The following is a 22,902-nucleotide window of genomic DNA, read 5'->3' on the forward strand; positions in this document are numbered from 1 at the left end:
TCATCATCGAAATACTCGGATTAATTTAATATAAATTCTGCAGTTTTTACGGCGCCCCAATCATTAATAAAATCGTAGGACAGTTTCTCGCCAGGACGCAGCGCAACACCATTCTTCACTTTCACGGTGATTGATGAATAGGGTGAAATCATGTCTCCTTCTGCAAGAATTTTGTGGGTATCCCCTGTGGTATGTACGCCCAAAAGGTTGACGTAATACGGTGAATCATTTTTCGCAACCAGTGTGTTACTTTGCGCAGTCCAGCGAACTGATTCTGCAGAATGATATGCATCACCTGTGAGTTCAGCAGGACGGAAAAACAATTTTATTCGGGAACGAAAAGCCACCTGTAAATGATTGGGTGTAACGGCATCATTCGCTCTCGGCGGAATTTCCAAAACATTCACCCAGAATAAGCTTTCACGATCTTTCGGTAAACTCATTCCACCGGGATAAGAAATGCGTAATGTCTGCCCTTTATCCGGATCGATTCTGTTCATCGGTGGCGTTAATAAAAAAGGAGATGAAATAGTTTCCGGGGATGCATTCACATCGCCTGTATCAATCCAACTCTGAATCAGAACGGGTGTTTTGCCTTTGTTATTGACTTTTAATGTCACCTCTTTTTCTGATTCAGGAAAAATCACACGCGTTCCGCTCAATACCACATTCGCATGAGCTGCGCCGAGGGTTAATGCACCAAAAGTCAGCGTATTAATGGAAAATTTAATTGCAGATAATAATTTCATCATGGTATATGCACTTGTTATCCCGGCATTACGCCGGGATAGACATCTGTAAGGTTGATTATTTGTATTGCAGGTTATAAACAACGCTGGAGGCAACTGCCCCAGCAGATGCGGTGTCTTCTGCATAATATTCAACGGAATAAGGCATCGTTACGCTGGTTGCGCTGGAAATATCAACGAAGTTATTTGTGTTTTGTTGAGTAGAGCTACCCACAAAGATAACGTTTGTATTAGTACCGTCACGCAGCTGCAGGGAAACGTTTTTAGCACCGGCAGTATCCGTCTGCTTTAAACGACCAGAAGTGTTATCAACAGTGGCCCCAGTCTGGAAATAAGCGGCAACCGTTTTTGCACCATCAGCGCCCACGGTGCAGTTTGTTAACTGCAGATCAAAATTAGTACGCCCCGTAGTCATGCCCGAAGTCTTAAGTTCAGTTGCAGGTACGGTAGGCAGTACCACGGTAGCATCAGCCCCCTGACCATTTACACTCACTTCGCAAGTAGTGTCAGTGACTTCACCATTGAAAGTGATGGTGCCGGTGGAGGTTGCATTCGCCATTGAAACCATGCCGAAAGAGAACATTACACTGCTGATAGCGACTGCAAATTTGTTAAGTTTCATACTCTGTTTCCATTAATTATTTCATACGATATAAAACACGGCTACAGCCTCAATCAGGATGGGTTTTCCCCTATGAGGCTTACTCCTGCGTCTTCCTTTCAGGTATCTTGCCGAACTGACGTCATCTGTCTGACACCTTCATGCCTGGACGATTAAGTCGGAACAATCTTATACAGATAACAAAATTAACAACAGATAATCCCGCCTTATATATTCAATATAAACATATTCACTGCTGTTTTTATGTTTTATAGGTTTTTATATACATAAGAAAAAAAAGAAACATCATTATTAAGCGTTAATGCTTTTTCATTTAAATTTAATTGTTGCTAAAAGTATTACATTGTTATTTTACAGTTAAAATAAATGGCTAATGTTTTATTATAATGATGCGTAAATATAGGTGATTATGGTTATAGGAGTAACGGCAGCGATGATGAAGCGAAAATAATTTCTTTCCTGACAGACTGACATACTGAAAAGAACAGCCGGAAATAGCTGCATTAGTTATTTTCCGTCTGTAACGCTATTGGACTGTGTCGATAAAGCTGGTGCCATAGACTTCAAATAATGACTTTCGGAATCATCCCCCCTTTACTGATCGTTGTTCTGATAAGCTATTGCTAAAATTTCAAGATAACGCCAGGAAAAATGAATACTCAATTTTGTGTAGACTGCCAGCACTGCATATTTTCTGAGATCTGTCAGGAATGTATGTTCACACAGAGTGTGCCTGCTTTTACGCACGCATTGCAGCGAAGAGTTCAAATCAGGCAGGGGCAGTGTTTATTCACCGCAGGGGAAGAAGTAAAGCACCTCATCGCCGTTCGCAGCGGATGCTTCACCGTGGTTGATGAGGACAAGACCTTATTAGCTGTGTACACACCCGGCCAGCTTATTGGTGGTGAAAACTTGTATCATAGCTATTACCGCACTACGGCCATTGCGGTGCAGGATGCGGAAGTATGTATGATAGATTACTCGGCAATGTATGGTTTATCACAGCTGACGCTGGGAACATTTAGCCACACGATAAAATTATTGTCTGAAACAGCCGATGACAATCTAAAAATGATAAAGGTTCTGCTTCAACATGATGCTTTCAAGAAGGTGGCAATGTTTATTCTGCTTATGTCAGAAAGGAATAAAGCAAAATCTTTTTCAGCAATGCCTTTTTCCCTTCCCCTCCAGCAAAAAGAGATTGCCAGTCTGTTGGGCATAACCGCTTCTACTTTACGTCGTTCTATTGCAAGACTGGAAGCGGAAAAATGTATTTCTCTTCAATCTCGAAAAATATTGATCAATGATGCAGAAATGTTACGAAATAGTACTGCATTTCATAGCAAGAGCCGCATTGATCAGAGCAATGATTAGAGTCAATCCCTGCCCTGTCTTTCATTATCCAATGGGACAAGCTCCGGATGATTTTTACCATTGTGGAGAAAGTTCCCAAAAAGTATTAATAACAATAAAATCAATTGCGAAGAAATAGTTTTTATTTAGAATGCATTCCGGCTGGCTACCATTCAATACTCGCACTATCGAAATATAGCCAGCTTGCCGCAGCCCGTTCTTGCATACGACGTGGCTGCGGTAAACCTTCCATCTCTCAAAAAAAGCAAGACAATTTTTCAGGAGCAAGGATACTGTCAGTGCCACCTGACTAATAATTTAGCTTCATTAGCGGGTGATTTATTTACGTGAATCGTCAGGGCTTCGGCCATTCAGATACATTCTATTATTTAATCAAAAATATCGATGCGAGTTTCTTCTCTCTTTCCCTGATTCTTTTTATTTTTACTTTCATACTGCTGCCGCTGGAAAACGCATTAAGCAACCACATTGTCGTGTCAGTTACCACAATGGTCCATGATCCCCCAACAGTTGTGATTCCAGGAACGGACACCACTCTGAGTCTGTATGCTGGCTGGACCAGAAATCACAGCCCCTGTCGTTATGCTTCTGTATTGGGCGGTATGAGTGATCAGATACCCTCTGTAAGTATGCCGGACGGTCATGGCTTCATGAGATAAAGCAAAAAAAAACCCTGCGATATTACTATCGCAGGGTTTCGAATTTGGCGGAAGCGTAGAGATTCGAACTCTAGAACCCTTTCGGGTCGCCGGTTTTCAAGACCGGTGCCTTCAACCGCTCGGCCACGCTTCCAAAGTGAGGCGCACTATAAACATCTATTAGCGCCTTGTAAAGCAGGAATTTTTCTATTTTTCCCCACAGGCGTTTAACTGCGCAAAAAGTCACCCAGATGCTTACCTCGCATCAGCCTCTGCGCCCTTGTACATACCGTAACACAGCAACGCTCATCCGTTTAAATCGCTCTGGTATAGAATGCCATAAAAACTGACGGCCATTTGTTGTGTAATTGTTATAAATCTGAATGACAACAGACTTTAAAAAATTACTGTCATGTACTCTTACTGGTTGATGATGAAAATCAAAAATACACTTTGCTTACACATCCTGATGGCGACCCTGGCCATTTTGTTCCTGTGTGTTCACCCGTTGGTGACAAGCTTCGATCCGCCCCTCACCTTCCAGCCACTGATAAAATCAATGGCGGGTACACCTAAAGAACAAGCGGAAAAAATAGCCACTATTTCCCATGCCTTAGAAGGGAATGCTATTTTCTTCATCGGTGCATCAGAGGTAGCCACCTCTGAAGATGAACATTACGCTGTATATAATTACTTTAATAAGCAATTGCACAAACCCGTCGTGGCGTATGGTGATGCGTTTGTCGATGACGAAACGCAATTCTTACTGTTCTCACGTTTTAAAAATAGCCTTAACGCAAACAGTAAAGTTGTTTTGCTTCTGGCACCAGACAGTTTTTACTCAAAAGGTCTGCCTCCTGCTATCTATGCAGATAATTTCCCGGGTTCTATTTTTAATCCGCTGATGAAAGATCCGCAGGCACGCCCTTTACTGGTCAATTACTTAAAGCATATTGATGCGAAAGAGATAAGCCATTTAACCTTTGGTCAAATGCGTGTCTTTGGCTGGCATCCTGACCTCATTTGGGATGAGGTCAGTTTTCAGTTTGCCAACTTCTGCACCATGATCAAAAACGACTGGCTGGCAATGCTCAACGTCACACACCAGACGGTACAGCCCTGGCCGCAGCAGCCAACAACCCACATTGCCCCTGACTGGGATAAAGAGCTGGCGAATGCGCGCGAGTTAAATAAAACACGCCAGCAGAGCGCCGCCACGCTGTGGATGGACAAAACGATTTACGAAGAAGATGGTAAGCCGCAACAGTGGGACGACACGCCGGTTGTGCCTGCGCAAATTGCCGCGTTCAGGAAAACTGTCCAGTTGCTGAAAGACCGTCATGTACAGGTGATTGCTATCGTCGACCCGGTTAACCCCTGGGCACTTTACAATACCGATACTTTCCGCCCGGTTGATAAACAAATTAAAACCATTCTGGAAGAGAATCAGATCCCTTATTTAGATATGTACGCAATGCCTTATCAGAATGGCTGGAACTGGGATCGTTTGCACCCTTCCGAACTGGCCTGGGTTCCTATGATTCGCTTTATTGCACAGAGTTTTAAATAATGAAAATCGCGATCCGTCTTTTTTTCCTTTATCTCCTGCTGGCGATCACCGTTGTCGCGTGGACCTCTGTTGATGACAGCATGAGTATGCAGCTGCATTTTGAATATCAAAAGTTCTGAGGCCGAATGATGTATAGCTCAGGAATGTTTTTTGTCTATTTGTTTTCATCCGCTCTGGTGTTTGCGGCGGTTAACCGCGTATTACGCCATCGTCTGACTTATTTATCTGCGTTATCCGTTCTGGCCGCATTAGGTTGGGGTTATATTTTTCAGGGTGATTACCTTGTTCCCGTGGCCGTGTTTTTCAGTTTTTATGCTTTCGCCACATTAAAAGCGAAAGGATGGTTAAAAACGTGGCAGGCGGTCGTTTTAACATTATTGCCGTTGTTCCTGGTGAAGTTACACCTAAATAACCACTGGGGCATGATCGGCCTCTCTTTTATGACGTTCCGCGCAGTGGATGTATTGCTCTATCGCAGTAAAAAAGAAGGCCAGAATTTCCTGCATTATTTCTGCTATCTCTTTATGCCTTTTATTATTCTGGCTGGCCCTATGTACCGCTGGCGGACATGGATGAGTGATGTCAGTAAGCCCGTGTTTGCGCTGAACCGTGAGCAGTTTTTACTGGCGTTAGAGCAAATTATTACCGGCATTGTCCAGAAGTTCCTGTTTGCCATGCTGATTGATTCGCTTGTCGTGCAGCCCTGGAGCCATAAGCCGTTTACGCTGACCGTGGGTGTGGTGATGTCGATTGCCTATAGCGCCTACCTCTACTTTGATTTTGCGGGTTACAGCAATATGGCCATCGGCGCAGGCCGCCTGTTTGGGCTGAATATTCCGGCAAACTTCAATATGCCGCTTCTGGCGAAGAACCCGCAGGATTTCTGGCGTCGCTTCCACATCAGCCTGTCTGAATGGCTGCGTGATGTGGTCTTTATGCCCGTCTATATGAACCTGATGAAGTTCAATTTTTTCCGCCAGAACAAAACACTGGCGCAAAATATCGGTATTTTTTGCACCCTGTTTTGTATGGGGGCATGGAATGGCCTGGAGCGCCATTACGTCATCAGCGGCGCGCTGTTTGGCGCCATTTCTGTTGCTCATAACATGCTGCTGTGGTCAGCCAAACGCAGCCCGGCATTGAACCGCGGATTGCAGTATCCGGCTGTTGCATTTTTGGGGCGAATTCTGACGCTGGGAAGCGCCGCGGGCTCCCTTTACATCTTTAGTGGAATGTCACCTCTATGAAAAATCACTCTGACCTTCAGGAACTGCAGGATTTCTTACGTGCGGCATTGTTTGATCCCGCCTCCCCGCAGCAACTGGCTATTACCGGCAGCGACGACGCCTTAAGCTGGTTGCAACTTTCCTCCGCCGTTGCGGACTGGGTACAACGTTATCGACGCTGCCAGCCTGTCGACGGCACACCGGTCGTCTTGTACGGTCATCAGCAGGCTGAGTTCGCCGTGGCGATTTATAGCTGTCTGCTGCATAACATTCCGTACATCCCGGTGGACTGTATTTACCCGCAGGAACGACTGCGTGAGATCTGCCATCTGGCCAGTGCCTCGTACTATTACGACGTTGCGACCAGGCAGTTCATCGCCACCGGCGAGGCGAGCAAGGTTCTGGAAGAGCAGGATCTGGCCTATATCATGTTCACCTCAGGCAGCACCGGCAAACCGAAAGGTGTGCAGATTGGACGTGAAAGCGTATGGCACTTCATGAAATGGGTCAGCCAGGACTTTTCACTGCCGGAAAAACCAGTATTGATGAACCACGCGGTGTTCAGCTTTGACCTCTCCCTGATCCCTTTGCTGGCAAATCTGGCAATGGGTGGACACATCGTGCTGAATGCCAAAGACGATATTCAGAAAGAGAACTGGCTGGAGCGACTGAAATCCAACGCCGTTTCCGCCTGGGTTTCCACCCCCTCTTTTGCATACCAGCAACTGCTTTCCCCGCAGTTCAACAGTGAGTATTTGCCTGCGCTGAACGTCTTTATCTTTATTGGTGAAGTGTTAAATAAGGCGCTGGTTAAACAGCTACGCCGCCGTTTCCCGCAGGCCAAAATCATTAACTCCTATGGCCCAACGGAAGCGACCATCGCGACAACTGTGGTCGAGATAACGGACGAGATCCTCAACAGCGACAACGCCGTGCTGCCGGTTGGGGTCATGATGCCCGAAAGCAGAATGGAAATATCCGCCGAGGGCGAGCTGATTATCTGGGGTAAGAACGTCATGCGCGGCTATCTCGGTCTCCCACAGGAGAACGCTGCAAAATTACTGCGTCGGGAAAGTGAAACGTTCCGCGGTTACCGGACAGGCGACCTGGGCTATGAGGATGGGCTCATCTATTGCCAGGGCCGCAACGATAGCCAGGTCAAGCTGAATGGCTACCGTATTGAAATCAACGAGATTGAAAACCGTCTGCTGGCCTTGTCCGGCATCAACGAAGCTGTGGTACTGCCGCTGATGAAATCCTGCGGCAGCGTTCTGCGCATTGCCGCATTCTGCGTGACGGATATGGCGCCGGAGGCGATCAAAACCTCGCTGTCGAAGGTGGTTCCACACTATATGGTGCCTTCACAAATTATCGTAAAAGACGCTTTGCCGCTGAATCCTAACGGCAAAATTGACCGCAAGTTGCTGGACGCTTACGCCCGCACAAATTAATGACTCCAGGAAAAATTATGGAACAAGAAATTCTCGCCCTGTTCGAAAAAGTGTTATCCCGCAAAGTGGGCTTTCACGATGAACTGATTGAATCCGATATTCTCGACTCCATTCTGGCGGTCGATATGGTACTGGAAGTGCAGGACGTCTATGGCTGTATGATCCCGCCAACAGACGTCGCGACAGTGCTGAAAACCCCGGCGGAGCTGGCTCGCTATATTGAAGAGAACCGCTAAACGCCCCTGACGTTAACGTTGTTCTGAAGGCTCTGGAGGGTAGCTCCAGGGCTACTTTCGATTTTGATGCAGTACAAAAGCCAAAAAGCCCTGCGATATTGCTATCGCAGGGCTTTTGAATTTGGCGGAAGCGCAGAGATTCGAACTCTGGAACCCTTTCGGGTCGCCGGTTTTCAAGACCGGTGCCTTCAACCGCTCGGCCACACTTCCTAAGTGAGGCGAACTATAAACACCTCACCGCGTGCTGTAAAGAGTGCAGGCATTCGTTCGCTGTAAAAATAGTCAAAACGTGTTTAATCGGTTGAACTGACGACACATCGACGATTTTATCAGCACCGGCTTAATGTTTTTTGATGTACATGTCTTTGGTGAAATAGTACCCCAGCTTATCCGGCGTAAATCCCCCTACCCAGGGTTTCACCAGGTGCGTACGGACGTAGTGATAAACCGGAATGGCTGGCACATCACGCCCCAGCAGATCTTCTGCCTGCTGATAAAACTTGCCGCGCTCAGCCGTGGTTTTAGCTTTTGCGGCATTCACCAGCGCCTGATCGTATTCAGGGTTGCTGTACTGACTGGTGTTTTCGCTGTCACCGGTACGGAAGTTGTTCAGGAACGTCGCCGCGTCGTCGTAATCGGCAATCCAGGCGTAACGCACCGCGTCAAAGTTGTGGGTATGCATGCTATCCAGCATGGTTTTCCACTCCTGATTTTGCAGCTTCGCCTCCACGCCGAGATTTTTCTTCCACATGGAGCTGGCTGCAATCGCGATACGCTGGTGCGATTCAGAGGTGTTGTAGAGCAGGTTAAAGGTCAGAGGATGGCTGGCGTTGTACCCGGCCTCTTCCAGCAATTTTTTCGCCTCAGCAATCCGTTTATCCATTGGCCAGCTGGCGTAATCCGGGTTCTGTAACTTAACACTGCCGATATCGGGCTGACTGATAAGCCACGCCGGGCGCTGCCCCTGCCCTAATACTTTCCCGGCAATAATGTCTTTATCCAGCGCCATATTCAGCGCCTTGCGCACGCGTGCGTCGCTGAATGGCGGGCGAGTAGTGTTGAATTCATAGTAATAGGTCGCAAGCTGCGGAGAGACATCCAGTTGCGTGCCCAGGGTTTTCTTGAGCTGCGCAAACTGGTTGATCGGCACCGTGTACACGATATCAATTTCGCCCGCTTTATAGCGGTTCACATCCGAGGCCTCAGACGTGATGGGCAGATACGTCACTTTGTTGATGACGGTGTGTGCATTATCCCAGTAGCGCGGGTTGCGCTCCGCCACGATGCGTTCGTTGACCACCCACTGCGACAGTTTATACGCCCCGCTGCTGACGAAATGCTCCGGTTTGGTCCACTTATCGCCGAAACGACCAATCAGTACTTTATCCACTGGCACCAGCGACGGGTGCGCCAGCATCGCGAGGAACGCCGCGTTTGGCTGCGTGAGCGTCACCTCCAGCGTCGTGTCATTGATTGCTTTCACGCCCAGCGTATCCGGCGCTTTTTTCCCCTGGGCGATGTCGGCTGCGTTAGCGATATGCATATTGCCCGGGTAGCTGGCATACGGTGACGCCGTTTTCGGGTCGATCAGGCGCTGCCAGCTCCAGACCACATCTTCTGCGGTAATGGCCGTGCCATCGCTCCAGGTGATGCCCGGGCGCAAATGGAACGTCCAGACGGTATTGTCCTTGTTCTCCCATTTTTCCGCCAGACGGGGCTGAATTTCACCTTGCGGTGAAACGCTCACCAGACCTTCGAATAAATCACTGATAATATTGAATTCGACATCGCTTTCGACTTTGTGCGGGTCGAGCGAAGCCGGTTCACTGCCATTATTCCTGACCAGTTCCTGTTTCTCTGCCAGTTGGGTTCCTGCTGGCACATTAGCCGCCCAGGTTACCGTGCTGGCGCACAGGATCCCGGCAGTTAACAAAGAGAGGGTAAAGTGAGTGCGTGTTTGTGGTTTCATTTCCTTCGCCTTATTGTCTGTTTTATGACGATCCGGAGATAACTCTTAGCGTTCTAATGGTAATAACGCAATATTTTTCAGTAACCTATAAGAGGTTGATCTGGTAAATTCTCGCAAACCACTGTTCATACTGATGAAACGTATTTCTGCAGAAGAAACAACCACCTCGAGCGCTAACGTGCTGAGTAAAGATGGGTAAAACCACTTTGAGACTGGCGTGCCGTTTCCTATTCTTTCCGTTAATTACATCTGTCATAAGAGAGTGACTCATGGATCGTATTATTACTTCCTCACGCGACCGCACATCGCTACTCAGTACCCACAAGGTGCTGCGCAATACCTATTTCATGCTTAGCCTGACGCTGGCGTTTTCAGCGATCACCGCAACCGCCAGCACCGTGCTGATGCTGCCTTCTCCGGGGCTGATCCTAACGCTGGTGGGCATGTATGGTCTGATGTTCCTGACCTACAAAACCGCTGACAAACCGGTTGGTATTCTGTCTGCTTTTGCCTTCACCGGCTTCCTGGGCTACATCCTGGGGCCAATGCTGAACGCGTATCTGTCCGCCGGAATGGGTGACCTCATCGGTATGGCACTGGGCGGTACCGCGCTGGTGTTCTTCTGCTGTTCGGCCTACGTGCTGACCACGCGTAAGGATATGTCCTTCCTCGGCGGTATGCTGATGGCAGGTGTTGTGGTGGTGCTGGTGGGTATGGTGGCAAACATCTTCCTGCAGCTGCCGGCCCTGCATCTGGCGATTAGCGCGGTGTTTATTCTGATTTCTTCAGGCGCGATCCTGTTTGAAACCAGCAATATCATTCGCGGCGGTGAGACGAACTATATTCGCGCTACCGTAAGCCTGTATGTGTCGCTGTACAACATTTTCGTCAGCCTGTTGAGCATCCTGGGCTTCGCCAGCCGCGATTAAGCCACAGCGCTGTGAACCTGGCCCCGCTTATGCGGGGCTTTGTTTTTTGGTACACTTCTACGGTTTTTGACTGACGTGTGAATGATTATGTTGAGTTTTGAAGGCAAAGAGATTGAGACCGATAACGACGGTTATCTGAAAGAGAGCAGCCAGTGGAGCGAAGCGCTGGCAGAAGTGATTGCAGAGAAAGAAGCCATCACCCTCTCCCCAGAACACTGGGAAGTGGTACGTTTTGTGCGCGAGTTCTACCTCGAATTCAACACCTCTCCAGCCATCCGCATGTTGGTCAAGGCCATGGCCAATAAGTTCGGTGAAGAGAAAGGCAACAGCCGCTATCTCTATCGTCTGTTCCCTAAAGGCCCGGCAAAGCAGGCCACCAAAATTGCCGGCCTGCCAAAACCGGTGAAATGTATTTAGTAGCGAATACCGAAGTTAACGTACTCCCGGCCGGGTTGGTGCGGTTCCGTCATAACCTTATCAACCCGAGCGCTACGCGGCCCACCCGCTTTCAGCCACGCCACCAGCTTATCGACCTGTTCCGCTTCGCCACAGGCGACCACCTCAACGCTGCCGTCATCCATGTTTCGCGCATATCCCGTTAGCCCAAGCTCAATCGCTTCGCGCTGGGTGCTGTAGCGGAAGCCGACGCCCTGGACGACACCGTGAACCCAGGCGATGGTGCAGACTTTTGCCATTTTTCTTCTCCTTAACGTAGCGTTTTCGGTAAACAGCCATAGTGTTGCCGGAAACGAGCGGTGAAACGAGAGCTGGAAAGATACCCACATTGTAATGCGATTTCGCCAATCGGTAATCGGGTTGACTGTAACTGTGACAGCGCAACGGCCATCCTCACCTCCTCCACAATCTGGCGAAAGCTCTGTGACTCTTCACGTAACCGTCTGCGCAGCGTCGGCACGCTCAGGGCCAGACGGCTGGCGATGTCCTGCGCGGTCCAGGCTCTGGCGGGCGACAGCATAATGAACTGCCGCACCTGTTCGGTCAGGTTAATATTTCGCTCAATAAGCAGCGGACCTGCCACGCCATCATGCAGCAACGCCAGCAAAAGACCGAAGGCCTGATGCTTTTGTAGCGTTTCCGGTAAACCCTGACGCACGGCTTGCAGCAGGTTATCCCACATAAACGCCAGCCCCTCGCTCAGCGGGGCGCAGAGCGAATGCAACGTCGTGCGCGGCCAGGATTTCAGGTAATGCGCTTTAAATTCGGTAACGATCTCCGGAGACAACATCAGCAAGTCCGAGCGAAACATGCCGTTCGCAGGCTGATTGATAATCTCCATCGCCGTATTGGCAGGAATAATGATGAGTTCATCCCGTGTCGCCACCAGCCGGTTGTCGTCCTGAACAATCACCTTACTGCCGTGAGTAATATGACATATAGCCGGAAAAAAGAGTTTAACCTGGTGCAGGCGATGCATTTTGCTGGCACTCACTTCACCCGCCGTGAGATGTTTATGTCGAAAATGGAACTCCTGCACCCCGCCATCCTTATCTGCTGTAGGTTGCTGTTAACTGGGCCTTCGCCAGAACATGACTGTTGATCATAAACCCGACCAGCGCGCCGCTGGCATTTTTGTCGACGGGCAGTTTATCCACGTCCAGAGCCCAGACGGTAATCTGATAGCGATGAGGCTTGTCCCCTGCGGGCGGACATGCACCGCCGAATCCAGAATAGCCGAAATCATTACGTCCCTGCACAACGCCGGCAGGTAATTTCTCACCATTCGGGTTACCGGCATCGGCTGGCAACATCATTGTACTCGCTGGAATATTGGTTACGGTCCAGTGCCACCAGCCGCTGCCAGTGGGCGCATCCGGGTCATATACCGTGACGGCAAAACTTTTCGTCGCAGCGGGCGGATTTTTCCACGCCAGCTGTGGAGAGATATTCCCACCGTGGCAGCCAAATCCCTCAAACACCTGCTGTTGCGCTAAACGGCGTTCGCCAGAAATCTCCTGGCTGGTGATGCTGAACGGTGTTGCTGCTAAAACCTGAAAACTCATTGCCGCCAGAGCGGTTATTGCGATTACACTGCGCTTTTTCATGGGGTTTCCTTTGCTGAACCGGAAGCCCTAAGGTAAAGCACGCGACCATGCCGTAATGTGCTTAAGCGATTTGATTTTGTGCCGAAACGCTCAATGGTATCCGCAGATGATTGCGCCTTGCTGAATGTGCTACTCTACGCGCCATTTCCTGAAATCGACAGAACAGCAAATTATGAGTGTACGTTTAGTGTTAGCCAAAGGGCGCGAGAAGTCATTACTGCGCCGTCATCCCTGGGTCTTTTCCGGCGCGGTTGCCCGTATGGAAGGTAAAGCCAGCCTCGGTGAAACCATTGATATCGTTGACCATCAGGGGAAATGGTTAGCGCGAGGTGCTTACTCGCCAGCGTCCCAGATCCGTGCCCGCGTCTGGACTTTTGATAAAGATGAAACCATCGACATCGACTTCTTCGTTCGCCGTCTGCAGCAGGCGCAGCAATGGCGTGACTGGCTGGCAAAACGCGACGGGCTGGACAGCTACCGCCTGATTGCCGGTGAGTCCGACGGCCTGCCGGGCGTCACCATTGACCGCTTTGGTCACTTCCTGGTGCTGCAACTCCTGAGTGCTGGCGCGGAATATCAACGTGCGGCGTTGATTAGCGCGTTGCAAACGCTGTTCCCGAAATGCGCCATTTACGACCGCAGCGATGTGGCCGTGCGTAAAAAAGAGGGCATGGAGCTGACCCAGGGTCCAGTGACAGGCGAGTTGCCGCCTGCCCTGCTGCCGATTGAAGAGCACGGCATGAAACTGCTGGTGGATATTCAGGGTGGCCACAAAACGGGTTACTACCTCGACCAGCGCGACAGTCGTCTGGCTACGCGTCAGTACGTTGCCGACAAACGCGTGCTGAACTGCTTCTCCTATACCGGCGGTTTTGCCGTTTCAGCGCTGATGGGTGGCTGTGCCCAGGTTGTCAGTGTGGATACCTCGCAGGAAGCGCTGGACGTGGCAAAACAGAACGTCGAGCTGAACAAGCTGGATGTGAGCAAAGCCGAATTTATTCGCGATGATGTCTTCAAACTGCTGCGTAAGTATCGCGATCAGGGCGAGAAATTCGACGTTATCGTCATGGATCCCCCTAAGTTTGTGGAAAACAAAAGTCAGCTGATGGGTGCCTGCCGTGGCTATAAGGACATCAACATGCTGGCCATTCAGCTACTGAACCCGGGCGGCATTCTGCTTACGTTCTCCTGCTCTGGCCTGATGACCACAGATTTATTTCAGAAAATCATCGCCGATGCCGCAATAGATGCTGGCCGTGATGTACAATTTATAGAGCAGTTCCGTCAGGCAGCCGATCACCCGGTGATTGCTACCTACCCGGAAGGGCTCTATCTGAAAGGGTTTGCCTGTCGCGTCATGTAACTTGAAAAGAGAAATATTGCCCGCACATAACGTGTAAGTCGTATTTCCCGGGAGGTGACTATGATTGCCAGCAAATTCGGTATCGGCCAGCAGGTCCGCCACACTTTGCTAGGGTATTTGGGTGTGGTCGTGGATATCGACCCGGAGTATTCTCTTGATGAACCGTCTGCAGACGAGCTGGCGGTCAACGCCGAGCTTCGCGCTGCGCCCTGGTATCATGTGGTGATGGAAGGTGACGATGGACAACCCGTTCACACCTATCTTGCTGAAGCGCAGCTGAGTAGCGAACTACAGGATGAGCATCCGGAGCAACCCACGATGGATGAACTTGCTCAGACTATCCGCAAACAGTTACAGGCTCCGCGCCTGCGGAACTAAGCGTGTAAGAAAGCCCGATAATCGGGCTTTTTTTGTTATTTCGCCAGCCCCAGGCGGGGGATTTCAATCGCCGGGCAACGGTCCATCACCACATTCAAACCTGCATCGCGCGCCAGCACAGCAGCCTGCTCGTTAATGACGCCTAGCTGCATCCACAGCGTTTTTGCACCGATAGCGATGGCCTCTTGCGCCACTCCCCACGCCGCTTCAGAATTGCGGAAAACATCTACCATATCCACTTTTTCAGGTACGTCGTTTAGGGTGGCGTATCCCTGCTGGCCCAGTAAGCTTTTACCGGCCACTTTCGGCGACACAGGAATAACGTGATAACCCTGATCGAGAAGGTACTTCATGACCCGATAGCTTGGACGATCCGGTTTATCGCTCGCACCCACCAACGCAATGGTGCGCGTGGAGGTCAATATCTCGGCAACATCGTTCTCTTTCATGGTTTTTCTCCTGGTTTTTTTCAAAGTGTACGCCAAAGCGCATATCTCAACCATCCATCCCATACAGATGTATGAGGGCAAAACCGTGAAATATGTCTATATGTTAGTAAAGATGATTTTCGAAAGATTTAGATACATTAATGCAACATCAGTATTTCTGACAGGAGCCTTCTATGAAAACCGGAATTGCCACTGCTGTGATTGCATTAGTGATGCCGGTTTGCGTTTTTGCGACCACGCTCCGGCTCTCTACCGACATTGATCTGCTGGTTCTGGACGGAAAAAAAGTCTCCAGTTCATTATTACGCGGCGCAGACAGCATCGAGCTAGATAACGGGCCTCATCAGTTGGTCTTCCGGGTAGAAAAGTCGATCGGTCTCGCTAATCATGAACAACGGATGTACATCTCCCCGCCGCTGATCGTCAGCTTTAATACCCGGCAAATCAGTCAGGTGAACATCACCCTGCCTCGCCTTGAAACGGAGAAAGAATCTTCGGCCTTTGACACCTCACCGCGCGTTGAGCTGCTGGATGGCGATGCGATGCCGATTCCGGTGAAGCTTGATATTCTGGCGTTGACCACGTCCCCTAAAGGCCCGGATTATGAGGCCGCGACCCAGACCTATAACAAAGCAGGTAAACGCGCATCGCTTCCCCAGTTTGCCACTATGATGGCAGACGACAGTACGCTGTTATCCGGTGTATCTGAACTGGATGTCATTCCTCCTCAGTCCCAAACCCTGACGGAACAACGCCTTAAATTCTGGTTCCAGCAGGCCGATCCGGATACGCGAGCCCGCTTTTTACAATGGGCGAAGCAACAACCTTCATCATAAGCCACATTTTTTTCGCCTTTCTCTTGCAGCGTCAGACAGTTCCCGTCATCGTGTAGCCAGTTAACCTGATGGATACGATTATGGAACTGACAACACGCACGCTACCTGAACGCAAACACATTGCGCTGGTTGCGCACGACCACTGTAAACAAATGCTGCTTAACTGGGTTCGCCGCCATCAGTCTTTGCTGGAAAAGCACACCCTCTCGGCGACCGGTACAACCGGTAATCTGATCCAGCGCGAAACGGGTCTTGAAGTCAATGCCATGCTGAGCGGCCCGATGGGCGGCGATCAGCAGGTAGGTGCGCAGATTTCTGAGGGGAAAATTGATGTGCTGATTTTCTTCTGGGATCCGCTGAATGCAGTTCCGCATGACCCGGACGTGAAAGCACTGCTGCGCCTTGCCACTGTCTGGAATATTCCAGTGGCGACTAACCTTTCAACGGCAGATTTCATCATCGAATCGCCGCAGTTTAACTCGCCGGTTGATATCCTTATTCCGGACTACCAGCGTTATCTGTCTGAAAGATTAAAGTAAATTTTAAGCCGGGTGGCGGCTACGCCTTACCCGGCCCACAAAAACAAGCCTGACGTCGTTACGGCTTGCGCGCTACTGGCACATCAATACTCTTCAGAATATCAACAAACACTGACGGTTCTTCTTTATTGAACAGCAGCCACACACGATGACGCGCGCGGGTGATGGCCACATACAGCAAACGCCGCTCTTCAGCATCCGGGAAATCTTCCGGCATCGGCAGTAAAGCCTGCTCCATCACTGACTCACGAGCCGGAGCCGGAAAACCGTCGCTACCTTCTTTCAGCCCTATCACAATCACATAATCGGCCTGCTGACCTTTACTGGCGTGAATCGTCATAAATTCAAGCTGCAGTTTCGGCCAGCGGGTGGCCGCTTTCTCCAGCGCAGCCGGTTTCAGGTGATGATAGCGCGCCAGCACCAGAATACGTTCTTCAGGCTTTGCATAGCCGCTGAGCTTGTCCAGCAGCGGTTCTAGCTGGTCATCCGCCAGCAGAGTGACCGCTTTTTTATCCCCTGACCGCAGGCTGTTAAGCGGCTTGGCCAGCTGATACGGGTTCTGCTGGATAAAGCGATTGGCGATTTCACCAATACGGGAATTGAAGCGGTAGGTGGTATCCAGATCGCTGCGATCGCCTTCGCCAAAATAGTGGTGAAATGCGGTCGTCAGTGAAAGCTGCGCACCGCTGAAGCGATAGATGGCTTGCCAGTCGTCACCCACGGCAAACAACGACGTGTGCTTGTTTTGTGCCCGTAACGCTGAAAGCAATGCTGCGCGTTGCGGCGAGATATCCTGGAATTCATCCACCAGAATATGTTTCCACGGGCTGACAAAGCGCCCCTTCTCAAGAATGATAATGGCCTGATGGATCAGGCCCGAGAAATCGACAGCATTTTCCGCTTTCAGGGCAGTTTTCCAGGCTTTCAGCAACGGAGCCATAAGTTTAACCCGCTTAGAAAACAGATCGCGGATCTCCTCCGGCGCACTGTCAATCATTTCAGCCTGCGATCCGCCGTGCATCCGCATCAGGCTTACCCAGCGGTCAAGTCTCGAGCCCAGCCGCCGCGCCAGTTTTTCATCCTGCCAGAAACTGCCCTCAGGCACCTCCCAGTTGAGTTCTTCCTCCAGCCACTGACGCCATCCTTTTGCCTGCGCCTTTTTCTCACTGCACTGCTGGCGCCATGTTTTGATAAACAAAGCCTGACGCGCTTGCGTGTCGTTCTCCAGTTTACTCACAGCTGGCACTTTTTTGCTGCCCTGCTGAATGATGTGCAACGCCAGAGAATGGAAGGTTCTGGCCGTAATATCCTGGGTGTGCAGGCGCTCCTGGATACGCTCGTCCATCTCCTGGGCAGCCTTGCGGCCAAAAGCCAGAAGCAGAATTTGTTCAGCAACGGCTTCCCCGGTTGTCAGCAACCAGCCCGCGCGCGCCACCAGCACCGACGTTTTACCGCTCCCGGCTCCCGCGAGCACCAGCAAGGACTGCTCACCGTTAACCACCGCACGCGCCTGGGCAGGATTGAGTGGTGAAGATTCAACCGTACTGAAAAAATCGGCGTATCGGGTGAGCATGGTGTCAGTCCAGGCCTGATTATGGGCGAACCGGCTCTTATCCATATCGCTTAGCCAGGCCTGACACTGACGCCAGGCATCGCGGCAATTATCGAACTCATCGAGACGCGTCACGGATAACGGCAGCGCCGAGAGTGCCTGCCTGATTTTTTGCTGTAACCCGGCGGTCTGCTGGCGGGTAAGCCACGTGTTTTGCGCGTTGCTTTGGGCGATATCATCCAGCACCTGCTGCAGTACCTGGGCAGCAATCACACTCATGTCGTGGCTCCACTGCTGCCAGAGCGCGTTCAGATGATGATGGAAACGCTGGGTCTCCGCCCACTCGGTGCCGTGAAGACGCACCACTTTATCGTCAGGCAGAACGAACTCCAGTTCCCCCCACACCAACCCACGTTTGCAGTGGATAGCCAGAAGTTGATTAAACGGAATAAGGTATTCGTGGCGTTCTCCGGAGACTTTCACCCCGGCGTTGAGGAGAACAACCCTGTCATAGGGGTGTTGCGCCAGGCGTTTGCCTAATGAAGTTGCTTTAAGTTCCATGTCCCGCCAAATCCACGAAGAGATAATTTACCTGACAGTTTAACTGCCAGTTTTAAGGTGCTCCAGCCTAAAAAAACGTTACAATCATCAGGCGTTAATTTTATCGAAAGGAAGTGAGGATTTATGCGTACCGTTCTGAATGTGTTGAATTTTGTACTGGGCGGTTTTGCCACCACCCTTTCCTGGCTTTTTGCCACGCTGGTGAGCATCGTCCTGATTTTCACACTCCCCCTGACCCGCTCATGCTGGGAAATCACCAAACTCTCCTTCATCCCGTATGGAAATGAAGCCATCCACGTTGACGAGCTGAATCCGGAGAGCAAAAACGCCTTGATGAACACGGGGGGCACCCTGCTCAACATTCTGTGGCTGATATTCTTCGGCTGGTGGCTGTGCATCATGCATATTTTTGCGGGTATTGCGCAGTGCATCACGATTATTGGTATTCCGGTCGGGATCGCGAACTTTAAAATCGCTGCGATCGCCCTTTGGCCCGTCGGGCGCAGGGTTGTTCCGGTTGAAGTGGCTCAGGCAGCACGTGAAGCAAATGCTCGTCGTCGTTTTCAGTAAATAAGGACTGGCCGCGCTTATGCTAAGCCCACTGCTTCGCCGTTATACCTGGAACAGCACCTGGCTCTATAACGTCAGGATTTTTATCGCGCTTTGCGGCACGGTAGCCCTGCCGTGGTGGTTGAATGATGTCAAGCTCACCATTCCGCTCACGCTGGGGGTGGTTGCGGGGGCGCTTGCGGATCTGGATGACCGTCTGGCCGGACGTTTGCGTAACCTGGTGATTACGCTGGTCTGTTTTTTTATTGCCTCTGCTTCCGTTGAGTTGCTCTTTCCGTGGCCCTGGCTGTTTGCCCTGGGTCTTACGCTCTCAACCAGTGGTTTTATTTTGCTGGGCGGCCTTGGGCAGCGCTACGCCACCATCGCTTTTGGTGCCTTGCTGATTGCCATCTATACCATGCTGGGGGTTTCCCTTTATGACCAGTGGTATCAGCAACCCGTTCTGCTGTTGCTGGGCGCCATCTGGTATAACCTGCTGACGCTAACCGGCCATCTGATCTTCCCGGTTCGCCCTCTGCAGGATAACCTTGCCCGCAGCTACGAGCAGTTAGCCCACTATCTGGAGCTAAAATCCCGGCTTTTCGACCCGGATATCGAGGAAGAAAGCCAGGCCCCGCTCTACGATCTGGCTCTGGCAAACGGCCAGTTAGTTGCCACCCTTAACCAGACTAAAGCATCGCTACTTACCCGTCTGCGTGGCGATCGCGGTCAACGCGGAACCCGAAGAACCTTACACTATTACTTTGCCGCTCAGGATATACATGAACGTGCCAGCTCCTCGCATGTTCAGTATGCCGCCCTGCGCGAGAAGTTCCGCTACAGCGACGTGATGTTCCGTTTCCAGCGACTGCTTTCCATGCAGTCCCAGGCATGCCAGCAACTCGCACGCTCTATTCTGCTGCGCACGCCTTATCAGCATGACCCACGTTTTGAACGTGTGTTTAGCCATCTTGATGCGGCAATTGACCGCGTCCAGGCCAGCGGAACGTCACCGGAACATATTAAAGCTCTGGGATATCTGCTGAATAACCTGCGGGCGATAGATGCTCAGTTGGCGACCATTGAGTCAGAGCAGGCGATGGCGTTACCCGGTAGTGATGCAGAAAATCAGCTTGCAGATGACAGCGTCCACAGCTTTAGCGATATGTGGTTGCGACTGAGCCGCAACTTTACGCCGGAGTCGGCCCTCTTTCGTCACGCGGTGAGAATGTCGTTGGTATTGTGCGTAGGCTATGCCTTTATCCAGATAACCGGATTGCAACATGGCTACTGGATCCTGCTGACCAGCCTGTTCGTCTGCCAGCCGAACTACAACGCCACCCGGCACCGCCTTGCACTGCGTATTCTCGGCACGCTGGTCGGCGTCGCCGTTGGGCTGCCGGTCCTCTATTTCGTGCCGTCCGTTGAGGGGCAACTGATCCTGATCGTGATCACCGGTGTGTTGTTCTTCGCCTTTCGCAATGTGCAGTACGCCCACGCCACCATGTTCATCACGCTGCTGGTTCTGCTCTGCTTTAACCTGCTGGGTGAAGGGTTTGAGGTCGCCCTGCCACGAGTGATCGATACCCTGATTGGCTGTGCAATTGCCTGGGCGGCTGTCAGCTTTATCTGGCCAGACTGGCGTTTCCGTAATTTGCCGCGCGTGTTAGACAGGGCTATGAATGCCAACTGCCGGTACCTTGATGCCATCCTTGAACAGTACCATCAGGGCCGCGATAACCGTCTGGCTTACCGGATAGCACGCCGCGATGCGCACAACAGCGATGCTGAACTGGCCTCGGTTGTCTCTAACATGTCAACAGAGCCTCGTGCCACCGCAGAGATTCGTGAGACGGCATTCCGCCTGCTCTGTCTGAATCATACCTTCACCAGCTATATTTCCACGCTGGGTGCCCACCGTGAGCAACTCACCAACCCGGGTATCCTCACCTTGCTGGATGATGCCGTCTGTTATGTCGATGACGCACTTCATCACCGGCCAGCCGATGAACCGCGTGTTCAACAGGCTCTGGACGAACTGGCCCAGCGCATTATCCATCTTGATCCAGGAAACGACAGCAAAGCGCCACTGGTTCTTCAGCAAATTGGTCTGCTTATCGCTCTGCTGCCAGAAATTTGCCGACTGCAACAGCAAATCGCTACCTGGAGGAGTGATTCTCCAGTGGCTCAGGTAGCGCATTAAACCACTCCGTCAGCTCCCGGCGTATTCCCGCCGGGAGTGCCGCTTCATGAAGTCCCTCAATGGCACCTTCCAGCGCGAAAAGCACTTTAATACTGAGTGCTTTATTTTTTGCCCGCATCTTCAGCCAGCTCGCTTTCGCACCAAGCGTCCGAAGTGTTTCTTCGTCGGTAATACCCGCTTCAAAAAGCAAGACCTCAAGCTGAAACGTCAGGTTCGGGAGATCCTTAAGCCGGTTTCGTTGATGGCGCTGAAAGCGCTCTTTTCTTGCCGCTCTCAGTGCGAACGAGGAGAGCTGGAGCAAACGCTCTCTGTCCTGCCACAATCCGTCATCCACTCGAAAATAGTTCAGAAGCACCGGACGCCCCCGTTTCATGAGTGTCAAAAACGAGGCGGCATTCTTTACACAGTATTTCGCACTTTCCTCACAGGCGCGAAGGTAGAGTTCTCCCTCTGACACCATGGCAAAGACCGCATCATCTACTGCCAGGGTATAGCCACCGAACAGTGCACGATGTTGAATGTCCCCCAGCGGAGACAGATATTCCTGGGATTTATAGATCCGTTCATAAGATATCTTTTTCATGATATTTCCTTATAAATCATAAATTAACAACGAAGTTTCTTACTAGCGGATCCGTTAGCAGGAAAATAGGCAACTTATCGCTGTTGGGCAAGATGATTTTTCAAGGGGCATCAATATTGAATGAATTTTGCGAGTCGCTTTCCGAAAATGAGGTTGATCTTTATGCATACAGGGGTTACTGTATATCCATACAGTAACTACAGGGCTGGAATGAATATGCACACTTCAGGCTATGCAAATCGCTCAACCTTTATCACTTCTACCGCTGGCAACGTAGCGCAGAACACCGTCGACAGTGTTTCGACAGGGCTTATTAGCGAAGTGGTTTATCGTGAGGATCAGCCTCTGTTAACTCAACTACTGCTGCTGCCGTTATTACAGCAGCTTGGTCAGCAGTCTCGCTGGCAGCTTTGGCTGACGCCACAGCAAAAACTGAGCCGTGAATGGGTTCAGTCTGCCGGCCTTCCGCTGACAAAGGTCATGCAAATTAATCAACTCTCTCCTTGCGATACCGTCGAGTCGATGATCCGGGCTTTACGCACCGGAAATTACAGTGTAGTGATTGGATGGTTACCAGAGGAATTGACGGAAGAGGAACATTTTCGTCTGACTGAGGCGGCTGAAGAAGGGAGTGCGATCGGGTTTATCATGCGCCCGGTTCGTCCAGATTCTTACCGCAGAGGACAACTTTCTGGGCTAAAAATTCACTCAAATTTGTATCATTGAGTGAAATTAAGATTTTTCCTGGAATTTTTTTTGACCACAAGATGGGTTTTTAGTTCCCGGCCTCAAAATTGCGGCAAGGCTTGTCTGGTGCGGTTCTCCTTAATTTTATTGCACAAAATTCGCGCGAAAAATGTTAAATAAAAGGTATACGGAACTTTTTTTTTCATATGCCTGACGGACTTCACACTTGTAAGTTTTCAGCTACGTTGTAGACTTTACATCGCCAGGGGTGCTCGGCCTAAGCCGAAGATATCGGTAGATTTATATTTGACCACGCCCCCCGGTGAAGGATTTAACCGTGATTCTCTACTGAGATTTTCATGGCGAATTTTGGAT

General features: G+C 50.6%; 24 protein-coding genes and 2 tRNA genes. 15 read left to right on the top strand and 11 right to left on the bottom strand.

Going from position 1 to position 22,902, the window contains the following annotated elements; translation table 11 throughout:
• Positions 1–20: 20 nt before the first annotated feature.
• Positions 21–752, bottom strand: a complete 732-nt coding sequence (locus HED65_RS09195) for a fimbrial biogenesis chaperone (RefSeq protein ID WP_223256816.1) — start codon at positions 750–752, stop codon at positions 21–23.
• 55 nt (positions 753–807) lie between these two features.
• Positions 808–1,371, bottom strand: a complete 564-nt coding sequence (locus tag HED65_RS09200; RefSeq protein ID WP_108090319.1) for a fimbrial protein — start codon at positions 1,369–1,371, stop codon at positions 808–810.
• Positions 1,372–2,085: 714 nt separating this feature from the next.
• Between HED65_RS09200 and HED65_RS09205 the strand changes: the two genes are divergently transcribed.
• Positions 2,086–2,745 (top strand): Crp/Fnr family transcriptional regulator, encoded by a 660-nt coding sequence (locus HED65_RS09205; RefSeq protein WP_168112383.1) that lies wholly within the window; start codon positions 2,086–2,088, stop codon positions 2,743–2,745.
• A 326-nt stretch (positions 2,746–3,071) separates the two neighbouring features.
• Positions 3,072–3,404: a hypothetical protein gene (locus HED65_RS09210; protein ID WP_147279790.1), complete on the top strand. Its 333-nt coding sequence runs from the start codon at positions 3,072–3,074 to the stop codon at positions 3,402–3,404.
• A 45-nt stretch (positions 3,405–3,449) separates the two neighbouring features.
• Here the strand turns inward: HED65_RS09210 and HED65_RS09215 are convergent.
• Positions 3,450–3,537: transfer RNA gene (locus tag HED65_RS09215), tRNA-Ser, on the bottom strand.
• A gap of 279 nt (positions 3,538–3,816) precedes the next feature.
• Here HED65_RS09215 and HED65_RS09220 point away from each other — a divergent pair.
• The 4 genes from HED65_RS09220 (at position 3,817) to HED65_RS09235 (ending at position 7,866) form a co-directional block, all read left to right on the top strand.
• The gene (locus HED65_RS09220; RefSeq protein ID WP_114978336.1) at positions 3,817–4,953 is read left to right on the top strand and encodes a D-alanyl-lipoteichoic acid biosynthesis protein DltD; all 1,137 of its coding nucleotides are present in this window, start codon (positions 3,817–3,819) and stop codon (positions 4,951–4,953) included.
• Positions 4,954–5,081: 128 nt separating this feature from the next.
• A complete protein-coding gene (locus HED65_RS09225) occupies positions 5,082–6,200 on the top strand; it encodes an MBOAT family O-acyltransferase (protein WP_114978337.1) in 1,119 nt (372 codons plus the stop codon).
• On the top strand, positions 6,197–7,630 hold the full coding sequence (locus HED65_RS09230) for an AMP-binding protein (protein ID WP_114978338.1): 1,434 nt from the start codon (positions 6,197–6,199) through the stop codon (positions 7,628–7,630). Before HED65_RS09225 ends, HED65_RS09230 begins: the two co-directional genes overlap by 4 nt.
• Before the next feature lie 17 nt (positions 7,631–7,647).
• Complete coding sequence (locus tag HED65_RS09235) at positions 7,648–7,866, top strand: acyl carrier protein (RefSeq protein WP_114978339.1); 219 nt, start codon at positions 7,648–7,650, stop codon at positions 7,864–7,866.
• 122 nt (positions 7,867–7,988) lie between these two features.
• Here the strand turns inward: HED65_RS09235 and HED65_RS09240 are convergent.
• Together HED65_RS09240 and HED65_RS09245 are read right to left on the bottom strand one after the other, a co-directional pair.
• Positions 7,989–8,076 (bottom strand) — tRNA-Ser (locus HED65_RS09240).
• 130 nt (positions 8,077–8,206) lie between these two features.
• Positions 8,207–9,835, bottom strand: a complete 1,629-nt coding sequence (locus HED65_RS09245) for an ABC transporter substrate-binding protein (protein WP_114978340.1) — start codon at positions 9,833–9,835, stop codon at positions 8,207–8,209.
• 269 nt (positions 9,836–10,104) lie between these two features.
• Here HED65_RS09245 and yccA point away from each other — a divergent pair, with 269 nt between their 5' ends.
• Both yccA and tusE read left to right on the top strand, forming a co-directional pair.
• Positions 10,105–10,764 carry an FtsH protease modulator YccA gene (gene yccA, locus HED65_RS09250; RefSeq protein WP_023335168.1) on the top strand — a complete coding sequence of 220 codons (660 nt, stop codon included), beginning with the start codon at positions 10,105–10,107 and terminating at the stop codon, positions 10,762–10,764.
• 87 nt (positions 10,765–10,851) lie between these two features.
• Positions 10,852–11,181 carry a sulfurtransferase TusE gene (gene tusE / locus HED65_RS09255; RefSeq protein WP_028019201.1) on the top strand — a complete coding sequence of 110 codons (330 nt, stop codon included), beginning with the start codon at positions 10,852–10,854 and terminating at the stop codon, positions 11,179–11,181.
• On the opposite strand, the gene yccX is transcribed toward tusE, so the two are convergent.
• From yccX to HED65_RS09270, 3 genes are read right to left on the bottom strand one after another with little or no spacing between them, the layout of a single operon-like run.
• Positions 11,178–11,459 (bottom strand): acylphosphatase, encoded by a 282-nt coding sequence (gene yccX / locus HED65_RS09260; protein WP_114978342.1) that lies wholly within the window; start codon positions 11,457–11,459, stop codon positions 11,178–11,180. The two genes, tusE and yccX, sit on opposite strands and share 4 nt — an antisense overlap.
• Positions 11,460–11,470: 11 nt before the next feature.
• Complete coding sequence (locus HED65_RS09265; RefSeq protein WP_114978343.1) at positions 11,471–12,259, bottom strand: AraC family transcriptional regulator; 789 nt, start codon at positions 12,257–12,259, stop codon at positions 11,471–11,473.
• A 10-nt stretch (positions 12,260–12,269) separates the two neighbouring features.
• On the bottom strand, positions 12,270–12,827 hold the full coding sequence (locus HED65_RS09270; RefSeq protein WP_114978344.1) for a kinase inhibitor: 558 nt from the start codon (positions 12,825–12,827) through the stop codon (positions 12,270–12,272).
• A 172-nt stretch (positions 12,828–12,999) separates the two neighbouring features.
• On the opposite strand from HED65_RS09270, the gene rlmI reads away from it, so the two are divergent.
• Both rlmI and hspQ read left to right on the top strand, forming a co-directional pair.
• Positions 13,000–14,190, top strand: coding sequence for a 23S rRNA (cytosine(1962)-C(5))-methyltransferase RlmI (gene rlmI, locus HED65_RS09275; protein WP_114978345.1), 1,191 nt, complete (start codon positions 13,000–13,002; stop codon positions 14,188–14,190).
• 60 nt (positions 14,191–14,250) lie between these two features.
• The gene (hspQ, locus tag HED65_RS09280) at positions 14,251–14,568 is read left to right on the top strand and encodes a heat shock protein HspQ (RefSeq protein WP_013097248.1); all 318 of its coding nucleotides are present in this window, start codon (positions 14,251–14,253) and stop codon (positions 14,566–14,568) included.
• 35 nt (positions 14,569–14,603) lie between these two features.
• On the opposite strand, the gene HED65_RS09285 is transcribed toward hspQ, so the two are convergent.
• Positions 14,604–15,017 carry a CoA-binding protein gene (locus HED65_RS09285; RefSeq protein ID WP_114978346.1) on the bottom strand — a complete coding sequence of 138 codons (414 nt, stop codon included), beginning with the start codon at positions 15,015–15,017 and terminating at the stop codon, positions 14,604–14,606.
• Between the two features lie 173 nt (positions 15,018–15,190).
• Between HED65_RS09285 and csgI the strand changes: the two genes are divergently transcribed.
• On the top strand, positions 15,191–15,853 hold the full coding sequence (gene csgI, locus HED65_RS09290; RefSeq protein WP_114978348.1) for a curli synthesis inhibitor: 663 nt from the start codon (positions 15,191–15,193) through the stop codon (positions 15,851–15,853).
• An 80-nt stretch (positions 15,854–15,933) separates the two neighbouring features.
• Complete coding sequence (mgsA, locus tag HED65_RS09295) at positions 15,934–16,392, top strand: methylglyoxal synthase (protein ID WP_049006707.1); 459 nt, start codon at positions 15,934–15,936, stop codon at positions 16,390–16,392.
• A 58-nt stretch (positions 16,393–16,450) separates the two neighbouring features.
• On the opposite strand, the gene helD is transcribed toward mgsA, so the two are convergent.
• Positions 16,451–18,505, bottom strand: a complete 2,055-nt coding sequence (gene helD, locus HED65_RS09300; protein ID WP_114978349.1) for a DNA helicase IV — start codon at positions 18,503–18,505, stop codon at positions 16,451–16,453.
• Between the two features lie 123 nt (positions 18,506–18,628).
• On the opposite strand from helD, the gene HED65_RS09305 reads away from it, so the two are divergent.
• Positions 18,629–19,075 carry a YccF domain-containing protein gene (locus HED65_RS09305; protein WP_023335159.1) on the top strand — a complete coding sequence of 149 codons (447 nt, stop codon included), beginning with the start codon at positions 18,629–18,631 and terminating at the stop codon, positions 19,073–19,075.
• Positions 19,076–19,094: 19 nt separating this feature from the next.
• Positions 19,095–21,257 (top strand): YccS family putative transporter, encoded by a 2,163-nt coding sequence (gene yccS / locus HED65_RS09310; protein ID WP_114978350.1) that lies wholly within the window; start codon positions 19,095–19,097, stop codon positions 21,255–21,257.
• On the opposite strand, the gene HED65_RS09315 is transcribed toward yccS, so the two are convergent.
• Complete coding sequence (locus tag HED65_RS09315; protein WP_114978351.1) at positions 21,214–21,840, bottom strand: TfoX/Sxy family DNA transformation protein; 627 nt, start codon at positions 21,838–21,840, stop codon at positions 21,214–21,216. The genes yccS and HED65_RS09315 overlap by 44 nt on opposite strands.
• A gap of 216 nt (positions 21,841–22,056) precedes the next feature.
• Here HED65_RS09315 and sulA point away from each other — a divergent pair, with 216 nt between their 5' ends.
• Complete coding sequence (gene sulA / locus HED65_RS09320) at positions 22,057–22,566, top strand: SOS-induced cell division inhibitor SulA (RefSeq protein ID WP_114978352.1); 510 nt, start codon at positions 22,057–22,059, stop codon at positions 22,564–22,566.
• Positions 22,567–22,902: the final 336 nt, after the last annotated feature.

Origin of the sequence: Pantoea sp. LS15 (assembly GCF_012241585.1) — a bacterium.
Classification (GTDB): domain Bacteria; phylum Pseudomonadota; class Gammaproteobacteria; order Enterobacterales; family Enterobacteriaceae; genus Enterobacter.

What these genes read in the sequence shown, in the direction of transcription:
- HED65_RS09285 (WP_114978346.1), bottom strand. Translation starts at nt 15,017, where the DNA reads ATGAAAGAGAACGATGTTGCCGAGATATTGACCTCCACGCGCACCATT.
- HED65_RS09195 (WP_223256816.1), bottom strand. Translation starts at nt 752, where the DNA reads ATGATGAAATTATTATCTGCAATTAAATTTTCCATTAATACGCTGACT.
- HED65_RS09305 (WP_023335159.1), top strand. Translation starts at nt 18,629, where the DNA reads ATGCGTACCGTTCTGAATGTGTTGAATTTTGTACTGGGCGGTTTTGCC.
- HED65_RS09230 (WP_114978338.1), top strand. Translation starts at nt 6,197, where the DNA reads ATGAAAAATCACTCTGACCTTCAGGAACTGCAGGATTTCTTACGTGCG.
- yccS (WP_114978350.1), top strand. Translation starts at nt 19,095, where the DNA reads ATGCTAAGCCCACTGCTTCGCCGTTATACCTGGAACAGCACCTGGCTC.
- rlmI (WP_114978345.1), top strand. Translation starts at nt 13,000, where the DNA reads ATGAGTGTACGTTTAGTGTTAGCCAAAGGGCGCGAGAAGTCATTACTG.
- yccX (WP_114978342.1), bottom strand. Translation starts at nt 11,459, where the DNA reads ATGGCAAAAGTCTGCACCATCGCCTGGGTTCACGGTGTCGTCCAGGGC.
- csgI (WP_114978348.1), top strand. Translation starts at nt 15,191, where the DNA reads ATGAAAACCGGAATTGCCACTGCTGTGATTGCATTAGTGATGCCGGTT.
- HED65_RS09245 (WP_114978340.1), bottom strand. Translation starts at nt 9,835, where the DNA reads ATGAAACCACAAACACGCACTCACTTTACCCTCTCTTTGTTAACTGCC.
- HED65_RS09270 (WP_114978344.1), bottom strand. Translation starts at nt 12,827, where the DNA reads ATGAAAAAGCGCAGTGTAATCGCAATAACCGCTCTGGCGGCAATGAGT.
- HED65_RS09315 (WP_114978351.1), bottom strand. Translation starts at nt 21,840, where the DNA reads ATGAAAAAGATATCTTATGAACGGATCTATAAATCCCAGGAATATCTG.
- HED65_RS09220 (WP_114978336.1), top strand. Translation starts at nt 3,817, where the DNA reads ATGAAAATCAAAAATACACTTTGCTTACACATCCTGATGGCGACCCTG.
- tusE (WP_028019201.1), top strand. Translation starts at nt 10,852, where the DNA reads ATGTTGAGTTTTGAAGGCAAAGAGATTGAGACCGATAACGACGGTTAT.
- HED65_RS09205 (WP_168112383.1), top strand. Translation starts at nt 2,086, where the DNA reads ATGTTCACACAGAGTGTGCCTGCTTTTACGCACGCATTGCAGCGAAGA.
- hspQ (WP_013097248.1), top strand. Translation starts at nt 14,251, where the DNA reads ATGATTGCCAGCAAATTCGGTATCGGCCAGCAGGTCCGCCACACTTTG.
- HED65_RS09235 (WP_114978339.1), top strand. Translation starts at nt 7,648, where the DNA reads ATGGAACAAGAAATTCTCGCCCTGTTCGAAAAAGTGTTATCCCGCAAA.
- HED65_RS09225 (WP_114978337.1), top strand. Translation starts at nt 5,082, where the DNA reads ATGTATAGCTCAGGAATGTTTTTTGTCTATTTGTTTTCATCCGCTCTG.
- mgsA (WP_049006707.1), top strand. Translation starts at nt 15,934, where the DNA reads ATGGAACTGACAACACGCACGCTACCTGAACGCAAACACATTGCGCTG.
- yccA (WP_023335168.1), top strand. Translation starts at nt 10,105, where the DNA reads ATGGATCGTATTATTACTTCCTCACGCGACCGCACATCGCTACTCAGT.
- sulA (WP_114978352.1), top strand. Translation starts at nt 22,057, where the DNA reads ATGCACACTTCAGGCTATGCAAATCGCTCAACCTTTATCACTTCTACC.
- HED65_RS09200 (WP_108090319.1), bottom strand. Translation starts at nt 1,371, where the DNA reads ATGAAACTTAACAAATTTGCAGTCGCTATCAGCAGTGTAATGTTCTCT.
- helD (WP_114978349.1), bottom strand. Translation starts at nt 18,505, where the DNA reads ATGGAACTTAAAGCAACTTCATTAGGCAAACGCCTGGCGCAACACCCC.